12 protein-coding genes and 2 pseudogenes are annotated in these 17,142 nt (G+C 37.0%); 6 read left to right on the plus strand and 8 right to left on the minus strand.

Annotated features, from left to right (window positions below; all coding sequences use genetic code 11):
• Positions 1 to 92: 92 nt before the first annotated feature.
• Positions 93 to 1,157: a LacI family DNA-binding transcriptional regulator gene (locus RT761_RS05980; protein ID WP_218113160.1), complete on the plus strand. Its 1,065-nt coding sequence runs from the start codon at positions 93 to 95 to the stop codon at positions 1,155 to 1,157.
• 28 nt (positions 1,158 to 1,185) lie between these two features.
• Positions 1,186 to 2,592 carry a hypothetical protein gene (locus RT761_RS05985; protein ID WP_218113161.1) on the plus strand — a complete coding sequence of 469 codons (1,407 nt, stop codon included), beginning with the start codon at positions 1,186 to 1,188 and terminating at the stop codon, positions 2,590 to 2,592.
• A 472-nt stretch (positions 2,593 to 3,064) separates the two neighbouring features.
• On the opposite strand, the gene RT761_RS05990 is transcribed toward RT761_RS05985, so the two are convergent.
• From RT761_RS05990 to RT761_RS06010, 5 genes are all read right to left on the minus strand, one after another.
• On the minus strand, positions 3,065 to 3,295 hold the full coding sequence (locus tag RT761_RS05990; protein ID WP_218113162.1) for a hypothetical protein: 231 nt from the start codon (positions 3,293 to 3,295) through the stop codon (positions 3,065 to 3,067).
• Positions 3,296 to 3,793: 498 nt separating this feature from the next.
• Entirely contained in the window at positions 3,794 to 5,239 is a 1,446-nt protein-coding gene (locus RT761_RS05995) for an ApeA N-terminal domain 1-containing protein (protein ID WP_218113163.1), read from the minus strand.
• 60 nt (positions 5,240 to 5,299) lie between these two features.
• Positions 5,300 to 6,457: a hypothetical protein gene (locus RT761_RS06000; RefSeq protein ID WP_218113164.1), complete on the minus strand. Its 1,158-nt coding sequence runs from the start codon at positions 6,455 to 6,457 to the stop codon at positions 5,300 to 5,302.
• Between the two features lie 24 nt (positions 6,458 to 6,481).
• Positions 6,482 to 9,007, minus strand: a complete 2,526-nt coding sequence (locus tag RT761_RS06005) for a DEAD/DEAH box helicase (RefSeq protein ID WP_218113165.1) — start codon at positions 9,005 to 9,007, stop codon at positions 6,482 to 6,484.
• A gap of 31 nt (positions 9,008 to 9,038) precedes the next feature.
• Positions 9,039 to 10,643: a site-specific DNA-methyltransferase gene (locus tag RT761_RS06010; protein ID WP_218113166.1), complete on the minus strand. Its 1,605-nt coding sequence runs from the start codon at positions 10,641 to 10,643 to the stop codon at positions 9,039 to 9,041.
• 497 nt (positions 10,644 to 11,140) lie between these two features.
• Here RT761_RS06010 and istA point away from each other — a divergent pair, with 497 nt between their 5' ends.
• Positions 11,141 to 12,367 carry an IS21 family transposase gene (istA, locus tag RT761_RS06015; protein ID WP_218113167.1) on the plus strand — a complete coding sequence of 409 codons (1,227 nt, stop codon included), beginning with the start codon at positions 11,141 to 11,143 and terminating at the stop codon, positions 12,365 to 12,367.
• Positions 12,364 to 13,140 (plus strand): annotated as a pseudogene (gene istB, locus RT761_RS06020) (IS21-like element helper ATPase IstB). The gene istA and the pseudogene istB overlap by 4 nt, the downstream one beginning before the upstream one ends.
• A 249-nt stretch (positions 13,141 to 13,389) precedes the next feature.
• On the opposite strand, the gene RT761_RS06025 reads toward istB, so the two are convergent.
• The 3 genes and pseudogenes from RT761_RS06025 to RT761_RS06035 all read right to left on the minus strand — a co-directional run.
• A complete protein-coding gene (locus RT761_RS06025) occupies positions 13,390 to 13,722 on the minus strand; it encodes a hypothetical protein (RefSeq protein WP_218113168.1) in 333 nt (110 codons plus the stop codon).
• Entirely contained in the window at positions 13,685 to 14,842 is a 1,158-nt protein-coding gene (locus tag RT761_RS06030; RefSeq protein ID WP_218113169.1) for an IS4 family transposase, read from the minus strand. Before RT761_RS06030 ends, RT761_RS06025 begins: the two co-directional genes overlap by 38 nt.
• Before the next feature lie 160 nt (positions 14,843 to 15,002).
• Positions 15,003 to 15,466 (minus strand): annotated as a pseudogene (locus RT761_RS06035) (transposase); the annotation flags it as partial.
• 260 nt (positions 15,467 to 15,726) lie between these two features.
• Here RT761_RS06035 and RT761_RS06040 point away from each other — a divergent pair.
• Together RT761_RS06040 and RT761_RS06045 are read left to right on the plus strand one after the other, a co-directional pair.
• Entirely contained in the window at positions 15,727 to 16,338 is a 612-nt protein-coding gene (locus RT761_RS06040; RefSeq protein ID WP_218113171.1) for a type II toxin-antitoxin system antitoxin SocA domain-containing protein, read from the plus strand.
• On the plus strand, positions 16,298 to 16,750 hold the full coding sequence (locus RT761_RS06045) for a hypothetical protein (RefSeq protein ID WP_218113172.1): 453 nt from the start codon (positions 16,298 to 16,300) through the stop codon (positions 16,748 to 16,750). The genes RT761_RS06040 and RT761_RS06045 overlap by 41 nt, the downstream gene beginning before the upstream one ends.
• Positions 16,751 to 17,142 lie beyond the last annotated feature (392 nt).

Consider the following 17,142-nt stretch of genomic DNA (forward strand, 5'->3'; position numbering starts at 1 on the left):
GGTTACAAATAGTATCTCTTTAACATTGTTTGAAGGTATAATCCATAACGAGATGGTTTACCAAGAATGATGTTAAAGGTAGGTTAAAAATTATGGACAAAAATCATAACAAGAAATTAAAAAGACGTGCGACATTATTTGATGTCGCTAAGCTTTCCGGAGTATCAACCGGTACCATATCGAGAATACTCAATAATCATCATTCGGTAAGTGAAGAATCACGAAAAAAAGTTGAAGAGGCGATTAAGAAACTAAACTATGTCCCTCTCTCTGCAGCTCGAAGCTTAGCGAAGGGAGTCTCCAATACTATTATGTTATCGATTATTGAAGAAAACCCCATTCTTCCTTCTACTTGGCGCTATGAGCTTCCAGTTGTTCAGGGAATTTATGATTACTTAAAAAAGACATCCTACAACCTTCAAATTGGAATTAGTTTTGTTGAAGAAGCACAAAAATCAAAATTTTTCGAAAATCTAATTAAAGATAAATATATCGATGGGCTATTGATTCTTGGTTCTTGGCCTATAAATTACCGGTCTTTACTCTATTTAGAGGATAGGAGTATTCCTTATGTATTAATTGGATGCAAATCAACCGTTCCAACTCGAGTGGAAATTAATTTTGATAATCACGGAGCCATTGTTCAAGTTATAGATTATCTTGTACAGCTTGGCCATACCAAATTTGCTTTGATAGGAGGATTTGCGGATCAGCTGCACATGGTCGATCGGGCGAATGGTTTTCGAGATGCTTTAACAAAAAGAAACCTAAGAATTTATGAAAATTTAATAAAGTTTGGCGATTATCAGATCGAGAGTGGGTACCAGTTAATGCTCGGCTTATTTAATGAATACCCCAAACCTACTGCGATTATATGCGGTAATGACTTTATGGCAGCTGGTGTCATAAAAGCTATCCATGATAAAGGTTATAAAGTTCCAGAGGATATTTCAGTAGTTGGGTTTGACGACAATGAAGTTGCAAAAGTCATTAGCCCACCCTTAACCACCATTAGAGTTCCGGTTTTTGAAATGGGGAGCTTGGCAGTCGAAAAATTATGTACCATGGTTCAGAGCAATCGAAAACTTAAAGAAATCACCATTCTGCCCTGTGAAACCATTATTCGTTCATCAACTGGAAAAAGCAAGGAAAAATAATAAAGGGAATAGATAAGGAGGTTTCTGAGTGAGCAAAATAACAGAAATTGAATTAAATCTTCAACATGATTCGGACGATATTGATTATAGTTCATTGCCAATACTCGATGAGAAAGATTATCAGTTTAGAATAAAGTCATTACTTCAACTAGCTTCGTCTCAAGATTATACACATTTAATTATATATGGTGATCGTGAGCATTACTCCAATATCCATTTTTTAACTGGATATGATCCTCGCTTCGAAGAAGCCCTTCTCATTCTTTCCCTGGAACAAGAACCAACACTTATAGTGGGAAATGAGGGATTAGATTATTCAGCAATTATTCCCTTTAATCTTCAAAAAGTTCTATTCCAAAGTTTTAGTTTAGTAGGTCAACCCAGGGGTAAGAGTAAATCATTGAGAGAAATTTACCAGAGCGCAGGGATTCAAAAAAACAGTCGTATCGGCATTATAGGATGGAAATATTTTATTCCAATTGAATGTACCAATCCTTCTAAAATCTTTGAAATTCCTTATTATCTCGTACAAGAATTAATAAATTTGGTTAATTGTGAAAATCTTAAGAATGCTTCCGACCTCATGATTCATCCTGATTATGGGGTAAGAGTTTCTCTGGATGTTAAAGAGCTAATTTATCACGAGATTTCTGGTACCAAGGCTTCTCGAAAAGTTTTACAAACCCTTCAAAACCTCCAAGTTGGTGAAAGTGAAATTGATGCCTCTCGCCATCTTGCCATAGATGGCGATCCTATGAGTACCCATCCTAACATTAATTTCGGTTTAGAAAATGTTTTACCTGGTTTGAAAAGCCCAACCTATCATAAGAGGTTAGAACTTGGTGAAATTATAAATATTTGCATGGGATATCGTCGTGCCTTGGTTGCGAGAACCGGGCTCTATGTTAGGAAAAAAGAAGAAGTACCGCTGAAAATGAAAGGAATTCTTGAGAATTTTTACGCTCCCTATTTTCAAGCACTCTGTAACTGGTATGAAGCGCTCCATATTGGAGCCTCTGGAGATCAAGTATTCCAGGCAGTCAAAAAGTCAATCGGTGATTTTAAAGAGTTTGGCATCGGTTTAAATCCAGGCCACCTGACTCATACCGAGGAATGGACCAATAGTATTTTCTTTCAGGGATCAAACCACCAGGTGAAATCGGGAATGGCTCTTCAATGCGATATTATCGCTTTTCCCGGTGAACCCTATGGAGGTGTGCACATAGAAGATGGTTTGTTTGTTGCTGATGAAGCGACCCGGGAGATCATTCGAACCCAATATCCTGATTCATGGAAGCGAATTGAACATCGACGACAAATAATGAAAGAAATATTGGGTATTGATATTGCCGATGAGGTCATGCCAACCTCAGATATTCAAGCGATGCTATTTCCCTATATGGGAAATACGAAGATTGTATTATCAAAAATTTAATTTATTAGGGGGTGATAACTAGCTTTTTTATCCAATTGATTGATAAATATAAATTTAAAAAAGAAGGATAAATAGCCTACCTAGCGCTGTATGAAGCAAAACTAATGAAGAAGGAATGGATTTTATAATAAACTCAACTTTAGCAGTTCAATAATGGTACTTTTTCTTTCAACAATCAGGCTGTGTCACAATTATTCTGTAAATTATTTACCCCCACTTGTGCTAATATTTTACAGTAATAATGGGAATAGATAACCAAAAACTGAAGATAAATGTACTATGTCCTCCACTTTCACGCTATTCTTGGTGTAATAAAGGAATTATGACGCAGCCTGAATGCTGGAGGACTATTTACAAAATAGATGAGTAGCTCTTTAATTTTCTCTTCTGAAAGGATGAAAACCTCTCTCATGGTTGATTTGAAAAGCTCAAAAAGTAACGACAACACTTCCATGAGGGTCATATCCTGAATTTAATCAAAAATAGTATAGAAATGCTCGCCAAAGGTTCGGTGGTCGGCGTTCCTTCGGGCAACGACAGCCAGCATGATGGGGCGGATAAAGACGATACTGATATGAGAGAGCAGAGCATCAAGGAAGCGAATCTGGAATTCCAGAGTAAGTTTCAAGACCGATTTTATCATCTTGAAGAAGGCATCTATCCCAGCGCTTTCCATAGAGGGTAACAATCTTGTCTTCGACAAGAAACAGATCAGCAGCAAGCAGTGCCAACCATTGAGATTTTTCTTTTAAAACATTCAAGCTAAAATAACGGTTTTAATGTAGAATGCTCGAGTAAAACCAACCAAATGCCGGATATTTGAGTAACCAAATGCATTAATAATTCAAGAATCAAGACCTGACCCCCACATAAGCCTCAGGCGTCATCCTGAGCGGTGCTTTTCCGCGTGAGGATATCATCTTTTTGTCTTATTAATGTTTTTCCAATTACAAATATTATTATTAATACAAGAATAAAGGCCTAGCACTAAAAAATATTTTCAATAGAGATGATCTTGAACTCATATTATCCCAGCAGATATCTAGATGCAATAAAAAACCGAAGGTAGCATTTCAAGAGCTCATTTGGACCTAATCCCTTAGATTACAAACCCTATTAAGCCACTCCCCCCGCTTCAAAAAACATAACACATATTGTCTAAGAAAGCTTCGTTATCCGCTTTAAATAGTATGAAAAACTCCTAGGAATGATTTTTGTTTCCCAAGATAATTTGTCTATTTAGATAGCTTCGATGTTTTGTCATAATATCTTTTAAGGTATCATCTGCTAAACCAATTTCTCGCAATAGTAAAAATTCAATAAGTAACTTCAATTTTTCTGATGCATTAAACATTTCTTCATCGTCAAAAACTTTACTCTTAAGCGATTCATCTCGATGAACTAAGTAATTACGAGTATCAACAACACGACGTAAAAAGTTATTGTCATTATTTGTAATTAGATAAACAATAGGATCAGGTAAATTTTCCAAAATAAGTTCAAGACGTTTTTGAAGTGAATACACGTTACCATATTTTATTCTGTTTTTTAGAGCATCTAGATGTGCTGATGATAATGATTCTGGAATAGCTTTTATTAGGATTTCTCTAATTGGTTCATAATCTTCATTTGACATGTATAAGTTATTTCCCTTTATCCTATGAAAAGATTCAATTGCTTGTATTACAGCAAGGAATTTAAAATCTACAGGAAGATCCCGATTGATCGATAATCCAAAATTCAAAGCCGTTACCGTTTCAAGACTAGTGGATTTTTCAAACCAATTATTTAATATTATCTCCCAGATGTTTGACAAACTGGGATAAGTGAATGGAATCTGTGGTGGCAATAACTCTCTTTTTTCTCTTTTTGTTGTTTGATTAAAACAAAGATCCACTAAGGGAGAAAAATTTTTTTCCTGGGATCTAGATTTTATCTCATTATCTATAAAGAGAAGTAGTTGAATACGTATGATATAAATCGGTCGACCTATAAATAGGCTAAACAATTTTTGAAGGTTAAAAAGTACTTTTAAATTCCACTCAATATTTTGAGAAGAAAATGGAGTTATTCTTATTATTTCTTTGTTTGTACAAGTATAGCTATTATAGTATCTTGTATGAGTTATGACTGGATTAATTGAAATAGTTGCTTTTATAAATTCAACATCAACTGAGATCGAAGGAGGCTTACTATACATTATGATTTCTTTTGAATCTTCTTTTAATTGTTGATATGAAAATGGATCTTGATGCATCCAAGCACCTAAATCCATAAATTCTATTAATGCAGCTTTATAAAGTGTTAAATCAGGATTAACATATCCATCTCCTATATACAGCTGGTTAAAAATTACTCTGGTAATAATAATACAAGAACCATGCGAGTAATTTAGGCTGGAAAAAACTTCATAAACATCAACCAATGTACAATATTTACCATCATGTGTTTTTCCATATAATAATGGTAAATACCCATAATCGTTGTTATTTATTGAAGTCTCTGGCCAAAATGTTCCATCAAGATCTAATTCCATCAATCCTTCTGGATTATATGAAAGTGTCCCAGGGATTTTATCTTTCTCTTTTAAGGGTAACCACCAAAAACCCCGCAGTTTAAACTTTTCAGAAATTATAGTTTTATCCATCACTTATATAATCTTTCTTATAATATAATCTGTATATAATTATTAATGTCATAGCGAACCTCAAAAAATTGAAAAAGCAATTTGATCAAGAATAAGGATAGACTGAAGAGCTTTTATTTTCGTATAATCTTCAGGCTTAGCAACACCATGGGATGTAGTATGCCTTGATAAGAAACAGTCATTGGCCAATAAATTAAAATCTTTAAAAAATACATCTTTTAAGTAACGATAGAATTCGCTGGGAAATCCTAATGATTCAATAGAAACAAATTTATTTTTTGCTCTTTCTTCAACATAGTCCATTAAATCTTTCATAGAAGGATTTTTGTTTTTCTCATTTATATAGCTCTTTCTAATTATTCCCTCTATTTCCGAATATAAATTTTTTATACAGTTAATGTAACCATCTTGGTTATTTTGCAGATAGGCATTAATTCCAGCTTTTATAATAGCTTCTTTGTCTTTGATTATTTGCTTTCGCCACCAAGAATTAATAATTGACTTAATTTTATTTTCGTTAAAACTGTCAATGAATTTATTGATGGAATTTTCAAAATCAAACCTATTTTTATAAATTTCAGCTAATTTTCTAAAATCTCCCCCTAATAATCTTATAAACGGAAACCATCCATCTTTAAACATTTCTTCAAATAAAAATTTATTTTGAAGAATAGAATATTCTTTTTGGAAAAGTAAAAACTTATAATAATAACCAAATACTTTCCATAATTCTTGAAGATTCAAAGAATAATGTGGGTTCGTAGTATTGTGAAAGTCGAAATAAAGTCCAAATTTCCAGCCAACTTTAAAACAAAAAATTAACTTATAATTTTCTTTTAAGTCAACATAATCTGCAAAGCAGAGCTCAGTAATGTCGGCAATATCATTTATTGTTACTGCTTCTCGAGCCAAAATATCTCTTTTACTGATAATTTTAAGAAATATAGGTACTTCATTAATATATAAATCGGCGGTTAAATCAGGATGAATTATAATTAGAAAGTTATGAATTCTGTTTACTAAATATCGATTCAAATATATATTCGATAATTCCTCAATATATTCATAAAATATCTTTTGATCTGAGTGAAAAAATCCCTTATAGATAACCCTAACGTTTTCACCTACCAGAGCATTATTGGCAGCAAAACCGCCAATAACGTTTACTTTGTCTATTTTTATCGGCTTGACAACGGGGGGCATAATTTCCTTTCCCACATTCACCCCTCCTTTTTTCTTCAATTAGATACTAAAAAACCTATTTATTCTGCTTTCCCAGTCTCCCTCGGGTATGAGCTGGAATTCCACGCGTTTGCTGGAGAATTCTTGTCCCAAATCTTCCCAGCTTTTTGCTTCACCCAATTGATTACAGAGTTCAAAAATATTCTGCTTGTAAACTGTATCCTCACTCCCTAAAATATGCTCACCTTTAGTTTCGATTACATAAATAGTTTTGTAGTCTTCAGGATTTTGTTCATCCTTTTTTGAGGTGATGAAGTCGGGGTAAATTTTATTCTTTTTCCACCCCTGAATGGAATAATAATCCTGGCCAGTGAGGTTACGGAACCACCAGAGCAATTTTTCTTGCTTATCAAGGTAGAGAGCTACGCTTTTTTCATACTCATTAAAATATTCTTCAGGATTAAACTCGAAGAGACTTCTTTGTAATGGAGTATGATCACGATGAATTAATGCTTTCGATTCTCTTTGAATATTAATTTTAGAGGGAAGAGTATAGCGCCCTTCAGGAGAGGAAAGGAGAAAAAAGCAGATCTTCTTCTCTATGATTAAACTCTTAAAAACGATTTCGGCTAAACGATCTCGTTCACTCTCTAAATATTGCCTTGAAAGCTGAATAATGAATAAAAAGTTGTTATTGATATCTTTTTTAGAATAATGGGAAAGGAATCCTTGCAATATTTTTTTTGAAAATTCATAAGCAAGCCATGGATTTTTAATGATATCTAATAGTTGACGAGTAAAAAAGATGGGGTCTGCTTCCAAATGACCTTTTTGAGTTTGCATAATGATTGGTTTAATAAGTTCATCAGGTTGTGAAGAAAGCGTAACTACAATATTTTGATCTTTTACTTCATCTGAAGCTAAGGTTTTCTCGAATAAAGAGTTAAAGTTAACGTCATCCCAGGATAAATTTTTCTCAATGTCCATTTCATAATTAATCTCTCGCCAATGATTCTCCTCCTGAATAATAAACCTTGGAAGGTAAATTTTTCCTTCAAATTTACGCAGATGATTCTGGTATTGATAGGAAACCGTACCTGCTGCAACCTCGCTCTCGGTTTCGATCGAAACTCTTCCACTTAGATCTCCTAGGCCTTCTTCTTCAAATCCTCGCTTGATTTGTTGCAAAAGATCAGTCGCTCGGGGACGGAAACAAAATACATAACTTTCATCGAGATCTTTTATTTTCGTTTTTCTGGCTCGAGGTTGCCGAAGAATTCGTCCAACCAATTGAGTCATGCTTAATTTCGATTCAGGATTGGTAAGAACAGTAAGAATATAAGCAAAGGAACAATCCCAACCTTCTTGAAGAGCTTGTTTGGTAATGATATAACGAATGGGACATTCTTCTGCAAATAAATCAATCCCTTCAATATCATCCGTAGAACTACTTTTAATGGCAATTTGATCCTCTGGTATACCGCATTGAACCATGAGGAATTCTTTGACATCTTCAGAATGAATAAAAATTCCTTTTCTTTGATCTTTACCGGTCCTTTCCACTTGGATAAGAGAAATAGGACGAATATATTCCCCAGTATTGGCTTGATATTCTTTCGCTTTTTCCTCTAAGTAGTTTCTTTTTTCCAAAGTAAGAGAGAGGACATTTCGCCAGTCAGTGGTTGCTCTGCTGATGATATGAAGGTCTAGTTTGATCATTTCTTCTTGATTGAGTTGCTGGCCAGTGATATTCACCAGAATATTTTCTCCTTTGGGAGGAGTAGCCGAAAGGGCAACAATGATGCTTGGATTGAAGCCACGTAAAGTTTCCTGGGCAATTTGACTATAGGCTTTGTGGCCTTCGTCGAGGATAATGATCGGTTGGAGCATCTTCAGAGTATTTCCCAGTGAGGTTTTGGGGATATGGCCGAAAATTCCATTATTTTGATTAAAACAATCGAGATTGGGTATGCTTTCAAGGAGCTTCTTATTCCCTTGGAAGTTATCTTCTGAAGGGAAAAAATCAGCAAATCCTCCGTTATCTTTAAATACCTTTAAAACCTCTTGGTTGAGTCGATTAGCTGAAGGGAGCATAAGCAGAAGAACAATAAGGTTATCATTGACATCCTGGGGAGAGAGTCGATCAGTTTTTTCAAGTATCATAGTCCTTCCGCTACTAGCAATATCTAACACTTGCCGATAGGGATGGTTCCGGTCTTTCAAGTGGTTCAGTGTTTGACGATAGATCTGATTGGTAGGGACAATCCATAAAACCACACCAGTTTGTCTTTCAAGATAGATCCGGTTAATAATATCTATCACGTGGCAAGCAAGCAGGGTTTTCCCCCCTCCAGTAGGTATTTTTAAATAGAAATTTGGAAGGTCTTGAGCTATTCCATTTTTCTTCGATCGATAGAGATCTTGGCTGATCTTTTTCCAGGCTGCTTGGGGAAAATCAAAGTAATCTTCAAACACCGATTCGGTATTAGTTTTCCTTTTATCGGCTTCAATTTTGGCTTTTTTTAACCATTCGATAAATGTTTTTACTTTTGTAAGTGATTCTTTTTGGTATTCTTTTAATTCCACGGAATTGCTTTCTCCAAGCTCTAGATGGTTTTTAACCTTTTATTTTAAAAATTTCAAAGGGAAGTTGACAGAATTCTATGCGATAGGATAGAAGATGCTCGGTATCAAGGTATTTGGTGGGAGCAAAAACCAATCGTTTTTTCTCATTAATTGGACCCAAAGCCTGTGCTCGTTCCAAGGTAAGAGCTGTTGATTTTAAATATTCGATATCGGGTTTATAAAATAAATAGAGTTCATATTCTTCGTTTTCTCCAATAAAAAAACGTTTCTCTTCGACTACAGAAGGATTAAATTCTTCTCCCGTTGCAGTATAAAAAATATATCGAGCTAGTTCACGATAAGAGGGAAGCGAATCGCCCTCCAGGATACTTTCTAATTCTATTGGTTTACCCAATTCAAAATAACTAAAAGAACCGCCCAGGCCATTTCTGAGGTTTTCATCTTTAGCACTAGGCACGCCTTTAATCACACGCCTCACTCGTTCAGCAGTGATCTCATCGGCATAATCTTCACATTCTACTAATATAAAACGACGTTTCCCCCCATCTTCTTGGTTGAGAGCAAGGACAGCTTGAGCGGTAGTACCCGAACCAGCGAAGGAATCGAGGATGATAGAGTCTTTATCAGTTGCTACTTGGAGGATTCGTGAAATAAGACGTTTTGGCTTTGGGCTATCAAATTTTTTATCCTCAAGAATTATTTTTACTTCTCTAACCGCTTCTTGAGTATCACCAGCAAAATCTCTTAACCATAATGTAATTGGAACTAAACCTTCTTGAACTTCAGATAAAAACCTTTTTATTCTAGGGACATTATCCCCGTTTTTACCAAACCAGATTCGATTATCTTCGATTAATTCTTGTAACCTTTCTTTAGAAAATCTCCAACAAAAACCTTGTGGAGGGTTAACTATTCTTCCCGAAGGTGTTGTAATTGGATAATCAGTATCTGGTGTATAAGTTTTCACCGATAAGTCGCCAGAAGTCCAGACTCCTCTTGGATCATTATCGGGGTTGTTATATCTTTCATTTTGTTTTATTGTTCGTGGCAACAAGTTAGGAAACCATAAATTTTTGTTTTTTGAGTATACAACAATAAATTCAAATGTATCCGAAAACCACTTTGCATCACTTTGACGAGAGAATTTCTTTTGCCAGGCTATAGTTGCTAAAAAATTCTCCTCTCCAAATATCTCATCCATCACCATCCGCAGATGATGCACTTCGTTATCATCTATACTTATAAAAATCACACCATCTTCTCTCAGAAGTTCTCTTAATAACTTCAACCTGGGCATCATCATGCAGAGCCACTTATCGTGTCGGGTAAGGTCTTCTCGGTCTACGACTTTACCCAACCAATCTTTCATCATAGGATTTGATACGTTGTCGTTATAAACCCATTTTTCATTTCCAGTGTTATAGGGAGGATCAATATAAATACATTTCACTTTTCCAGCATAAGTTGGAAGAAGGGCTTTTAAGGCAACAAGATTGTCTCCATGGATGATAAGATTGTCATGAAGGCTTAACCTATCTGTGAGACTTTTCTCTTTTTGTGGGATTATTTCATGGTATTTCACCATGTGGTGGTAATTCTGAACAAATGTTTTTCCTTTAAATTGGAGTGTTGGCATAAAACCCCTCCAAAAACTCTCAAATATTTATTTTATTGTATACCAAATGAGCAATTTTTTCTAATTTGCACACCACCCGCCGAACTAAAACCCAACAGATGTTCTCCTTTGGCGGTATCATCGAAATCACGGTGTATATTGGGGTCAGGCCTTGATTCTTGAATTTATTAAAACCACGGGATTGTGGATTTGGGAAACTAAGAAAAGCTTAAAGATGAGATCCTCACGCCCTCAAAAAGCGAGGGCTCAGGATGACTAATTAAAGGCACACCCCCCTAACCCCCCTCAATGGGGGAATTCATTCGATGGTATATTCAGGATAGAGTATTACTTTAAAAAACCTCATGATCTATTTTTTATTAACCTTTCCTTAAAAAAGAAATGTAGCCTATTATGTCATAGCCGGCATATAATTGACCCAGGAAAGCCAGAATAAAAATGACCCACCCCTTAAAGATATAATCCCTCTGATAGGATGAAAGATCGGAGGGAAATACATGCTAAGGAGTGAGTCAATTATGATGTTACACCAGATGAGAAAAGAAGGAAAGAGTATAAGAAGAATAAGTCGAGAAACCGGACTTTCTCGGAATACGGTGAAATGTTATCTCAAGGCTCAAGGTATTCCAGAAAGGAAGGTGAGAAAAAAGAAGGGTTCAAAACTGGACCCCTTCCAGAAAGAGATTCAAGAGATGATGAAACTGGGGATATTCAACTGTGAAGTGATCTACCCTAGGCTAAAAGAGCTCGGTTACCAGGGAGGGAAAACTACGGTCAAAGATTATGTTCAACCTTATCGTCCTCCTCGAGGAATAGTGGCCACCCAAAGATATGAGACAGAACCAGGTAAACAAGTCCAAGTGGATTGGGGGATTGGTTTTTATCAAGACGAGAAAGATGGAAGGAGTCATAAAGTCTATGTTCTGGTAATGGTTTTAGGCTATTCCCGAGCAATGTATGCGGAGTTCAGCAATCACTGCGATATCCATCGTTTCCTACGGGGTCTCATCCAGGGCTTTTCCTACTTCGGAGGAGTAACCGATATCGTTCTATCCGATCAGATGAAAACCGTTATCTTGGGTTGGGATGAGAAACGAAAGCCGATTTGGCATCCTTTGTTTTTGGATGTAGCTCTCACTTTGGGTTTTATCCCCCAGGTTTGTCGAGCCAGAAGACCACAAACCAAAGGAAAGGTTGAACGAGGTGTAGGGTACGTGAAAGCCAACTTCTTACCTGGAAGGACGTTTCAAAATCGAGGAGATTTAAATCGCCAAGCCTATCAGTGGTGTGAGGAAAAAAATCAACGCCTCCATGGAACGACCGGCCAAAAACCTAAGGACCTTTTGCTTTTAGAAAACTTGAAGCCTCTTCCTTCTTTAGAAAGCTATCAAAAGTATCTCGCTGAAAAAAGAAAAGTGGGTAAAGATGGGTTTTTAAGTTACCAAGGAGTAAGGTATGGAGTTCCTTGGATTTATAGTGGTCAAGAGCTTTGGGTCAGAGAAGGAAAAGACGGGATCGAGATTGTTAAAGAGGGAAAAGTGGTCGCAACTCATCATCAATCTTATTCAGTAGGAACTTCTCTTTGGTTAAGGAACCAGTACCAGGGGTTACAAGAAAAAGAAGGGAAAATATATCCTCTTCCGCATGCCTGGAAGGTCAACCCCGAGGAAGTCGAGATACGTCCTTTAGCAGTTTATGAACGGTGGGGAGGGAAAGGAATATGATCGAATTAGAAAAAGTTCGCCTGCTCTTAGTGGAATTAGGATTATCCCAGTTCGCTGTCCAATTGGATGCTCTCTTAGAGAAAGCCCAGAAAGAAAATCAAACCTATCTCTCTTTCTTGGGAAATAGCTTAGAAAGGGAAGCAGCCATCCGGAAAGAGAAAAATATCGAAGTGAAGTTTCGAATGGCCCATCTTCCTTATCGCAAGACGATCACTGAGTTTGACTTTTCTTTTCAACCTTCTATTGATGAGAGGTTCATCCGGGAACGAGCTGGTTTGGCTTTCTTAGAGAGGAAGGAGAACCTCCTTTTCCTGGGGCCTCCAGGAGTAGGAAAAACTCATTGAGCTGTAGCCTTAGGGGTAGAGGCTCTCTTAATGGGACAATCGGTCTATTTTACGAGTCTCAGCCGTCTTTTACAGGACTTAAAACGAGCTTATGAAGAAAATCGGTTCGATAAACGTCTAAGTATCCATATTCGTCCTCGGCTCTTTATCATCGATGAGGTAGGGTATCTTCCTTTAGACCGTTTGGAAGCAACTTTGCTCTTTCAGTTAATCAGTGGTCGCTATGAGAAAGGGAGTATCATCATTACCAGTTACAAAAGTTTTGGCGAATGGGGAGAGGTGATGGGAGATCCAATTCTGGCTACTGCTCTCTTGGATAGATTGCTCCATCATGCTCAAGTCATCAATATCCGGGGAAATAGTTATCGTCTCAAAGATCGAATCAAAGCTGGAATTTATGGAGCACCGAATCTTCATTCATCAGATTAATAATTACCGGGTGGGTCAAATTTAAACCGGCTAAAGTGGGTCATTTTAAGGTCGGCCTTGACATATTAAAGCAAAAAAATAAAAATAGTGAGGGAATGCTTTAAATCACTCTTAATGAAAATTTTTTAAATCTAATTTTATTAAGTTACATTTAGTTTCCAATATTTCTTCAATTGCTCTCAAGATCCTCTTTAGTATTGACTGAAACGCTATCGAATTATCCTCTCAAACCTAATATGAATAATTAACTCAACTTTCGCAGTTCAATAATAGCACTTTTTCTCTCAACCATGCTGGAAGACTATTTACAAAATAGAAGAGTAGCTCTTTGACTTTTTCTTCTGAAAGGACTAAAACCTGTTTTATGGTAGACTTCAGGAGCTCAAGAAGGAGAGTCAGTGCTTCCATAAGAGTGATATCCTGAATTTCATCATAGCAGGCATAGAAAAGCTCTCCAATGGTGCGGGGATCGGTGTTTCTCCGGGCAATAACCGCGAGCATGATATACCGGATAAAGACGATACTGGTATGAGAGACCAGTGCATCATAGGATCGAATCTGAAATTCCCGAGTGAGTTTCAAGACTGATTTCACCATCTTGAAGAAGGCATCCATCCCAGCGTTTTCCATAGAGGGTAACGATTTCTTCTTCAGAAAGAGACAGATCAGTTGAAAGAAGCGCCAACCATTGAGATTTTTGTTTTTCACTTCGGACAAAGACAATCCGAGCTAAAAGTGGTTTCCCAGTGAGATTGAGATTCACGACACCCGATCCAATGATATTGCCGTGTGGTCTTTTCTGAATTCTGGTGAAAAGAGAGGAAAGAGCAAGAGCCTTTCCACCAAAAGAGTAGTAAATCTTTGGGGTGTTTTTGAGCATGCATACCACTGATAATCCTCGAGTAGCACATTTCCGGATGAGGGTGGGAAAGCTAAACCAGCTATCAAAGAGGATGGTTTGCACCAAGGGACAGTGCTTCAAAGCTTCATCAAGGAGCTTCAAGAGTACATCAGGAGTCTTCTCCTGGGATTCTTTCCGAAGACGAGCTCTTTTGCTTCGTCCATCAACGGAAGCATCCATCGGACAGAGCTGGTTTTCTTTTCGGTGGGAACTTAATAACGAAAAGGAAAAAGGAATGAAAGTGGCTCCATCAGTGAGCCCGAGGGTGAGCATCCGAAACCCACGGCTGAAGCGCTTGGTAGAATGGTCATAGAAACGAGAGAGACCTTCAACTTTCGAACTCCGAGATCGTTCATAGGGAGAATCATCCACTACCCAGGCGTAGCGCTTCAGATTGCTAAAAGGAAAGAGGACTTCTGAGACTACTGTGGCACTCAAGAGGAAGAGGAATTTTCGCCAGCTGCCACTCGTCTGGTGGAGGAAACGGTAAAAAGTATCTTTCTTTCCCTCGAAAATGAGATTTTTAGAGCACAAGATACCAGAGATGTTTTTTCCGGTAAAGACCAGCAGAAAGATCATCTGGAAGATGTCTTTAACAGGGATTCCTTTTTCTTTACGGATGGAACATTTTCGAAACAGTTGGTTCAATTTGAACTCCTTTACAAAGGAGGAAAACATGGGTAATAGAGTCCTTTCATTTTCCAAATTTTCTGGTAGGATAGTCATGAAGACACCTCTCTCTTTTTGGTGATTGGTTTTTTTCTCTAAGTCAATTCTACCAAAAAAGAGGGGTGTTTTCATTAAAAATCCCTTTAAAATCAAGGTTTCTCACCATTTATTTTAGTGCGAAAGTTTAGTTAATAACTATTCATGAGTCGTCGGGCTGTGGATCTGTGGTCAACCCGCAGGGTTGTCCATCTATCCACAGCCTCTTTTTTCTTTTTGTTTTCTTTTCTTTTTTTTAGGCTATCTTTAGAAGCTCTGCTTGTTGCTCGGTAATCGCCTCAGAGCTGATATACTTTTTACTCCTCATCCAAGTCTTTTCGTATACTCAATGAGATAACTGGTGACCAACCGGAGATAGGAATCGGTGGTAGGAAAGATCCCTACCACTCGGGTTCGACGACGAATCTCTTTGTGAATCCGCTCGAGTGAGTTGGTCGAAGAGATCTTTCGTTGGTCAAGGTGAGGAAAAGCCAGGAATTGTAAGGAATCTTCCAGTCCTTCCTCTAAAAGAGCAATGGCTTGAGGAAAGCGATCTCGGTATTCCTGGATGACCAACAGAGCAACCCGTTTCGCACTCTCTTGGTCAGGTTGGTACCAGATTTGTTTCAGTTTCGCGGCAAAGGATTCTTTTTCTTTATGGGGGATATGGACAAGGAGGTTGCGCATAAAGTGTACTTTACACCGTTGCCAACTTGATCCTCAGAAACATTTCTAAAATGGCATATAAGTTTTAGAAATGAGATGAAGCACAGCAATGATTAAGAAGAAGTCGAGTTTCTTCCTAATACAATAAAAGGCTTTTATCGGCTTGATAGAAAGACATGGATACAAGCACCGAAGAAGATTAGCGAATTAGTTAAGATCAACTTGCTAATAACAAAAAGCAGAAAATTGTATTATAATAAAGAAAAAAGATTTTAAGTGATTTATTGATATTTATCAATCCATGGAGGGTATCCATGTTTGCTTATAAGAAGGAAAGACTTGAAAACGCTATTTGTTTCTTTGCAAAGGAACACAAAAGGCGTAAGAAGAAGGATCCCACTCAAACCTATATATATAAATATTTAGCTCTGTTTGATTTTGAGATGCTCGTCAAAACTGGTAGGCCAGCTTTAGATCTAGAGTATAAAGCTATGGCAAAAGGACCGGTCCCGATAGAGATATATGAAAAACGGAACAGTTACGAAACCGAGCTTTTTAAGTTTGTTCCACAAGAAGAAAAGAACACGGTCATTGTTGTGAAAACCAAAGGGAAGAGACCAAATTTAGAATACTTTTCAGAATCTGAAATTACGGAAATGCAGAGAATAGTCGAGATATATATTAATACCTCTGTCGATACCAATATTCTCAGCGGTGCCTCGCACGAAGTGATTGCTCCGTGGGAAAAAGCATGGAAAAGAAGAAATAATCACAAAATTGAAATGATCGACGCTTTCCCTGGTATCTCTAACAAAAAAGATGAAGACCTCAGTCCCCAAGAAGAGAATTTTTTGACCTACTACGGATTGAAGAAAGGCATGGAAATTGAGAGTCGGAGACGTAGTCCGGTGGAGCAACTTTCCTGATCCCCGATATCCACAACCCATAGACAAGGCTCGCTGGTTTATCTGCTTAGGAAAATCTTCCTCAATTACACCACCAGTTTTCTTTTACATTCACACCACGACAACACAGATCCAGAAATTCCAACCGGGTGGTCCACGTGAAAACCATCCTCATTTGATATTCAACGCTGGTGAATTTGGTTTTGAAGAAACTTGCATCATTGATTGCACAGAAGATTTCTATTCGTACTCCGAATCAGACATCAATAGGAACGCTTCAAATATAGAAATAAAAGGAAAGTTAGACAAAAGTACGTTAATAGCTATTTATAACATGATTAATGAAAGCTCGAATATTCCAAAAGCTACAAAGAGGATCATTCGTGAAAGTTTAGGTTTAATTGGTATAACTGGACTAAAGCAACCAAAATAGCAATTAACTTTCTTCTAAAAAAATTAACTCTCAAAGATCTTCTATGATCAAGTCCTTTTTTATGTGTAAATTCAACTTCGGTTAGATGGTTTTGATAATACAAAGGATTATCTCCTGAATGAATTCCTGGTTTGACCGATTTCAAACCAGGAAAACGTACCTTGAAAAATCAACTCTCAATAATTACTTGAAATCACTAGAATTAAACCCAGCTCTACCCAAGTATGTGTCAAATAATGTTCGCAATTTACTCTTAGCAAACACCGGAGACCCTTTTTGAACAAAGAGATGACCTTACATGAATGAAAAGTGATCTCTCTTTGAGCAATTAATCGATTGATTCACCTCCTTTTTATGAATTTGGAAGGTAAAAATAAAGAGAAGAATAGGAC

Origin of the sequence: Atribacter laminatus (genome assembly GCF_015775515.1) — a bacterium.
GTDB lineage: Bacteria > Atribacterota > Atribacteria > Atribacterales > Atribacteraceae > Atribacter > Atribacter laminatus.

What these genes read in the sequence shown, in the direction of transcription:
- istA (WP_218113167.1), top strand. Translation starts at nt 11,141, where the DNA reads ATGCTAAGGAGTGAGTCAATTATGATGTTACACCAGATGAGAAAAGAA.
- RT761_RS05980 (WP_218113160.1), top strand. Translation starts at nt 93, where the DNA reads ATGGACAAAAATCATAACAAGAAATTAAAAAGACGTGCGACATTATTT.
- RT761_RS06040 (WP_218113171.1), top strand. Translation starts at nt 15,727, where the DNA reads ATGTTTGCTTATAAGAAGGAAAGACTTGAAAACGCTATTTGTTTCTTT.
- RT761_RS06010 (WP_218113166.1), bottom strand. Translation starts at nt 10,643, where the DNA reads ATGCCAACACTCCAATTTAAAGGAAAAACATTTGTTCAGAATTACCAC.
- RT761_RS06030 (WP_218113169.1), bottom strand. Translation starts at nt 14,842, where the DNA reads ATGAAAACACCCCTCTTTTTTGGTAGAATTGACTTAGAGAAAAAAACC.
- RT761_RS05995 (WP_218113163.1), bottom strand. Translation starts at nt 5,239, where the DNA reads ATGGATAAAACTATAATTTCTGAAAAGTTTAAACTGCGGGGTTTTTGG.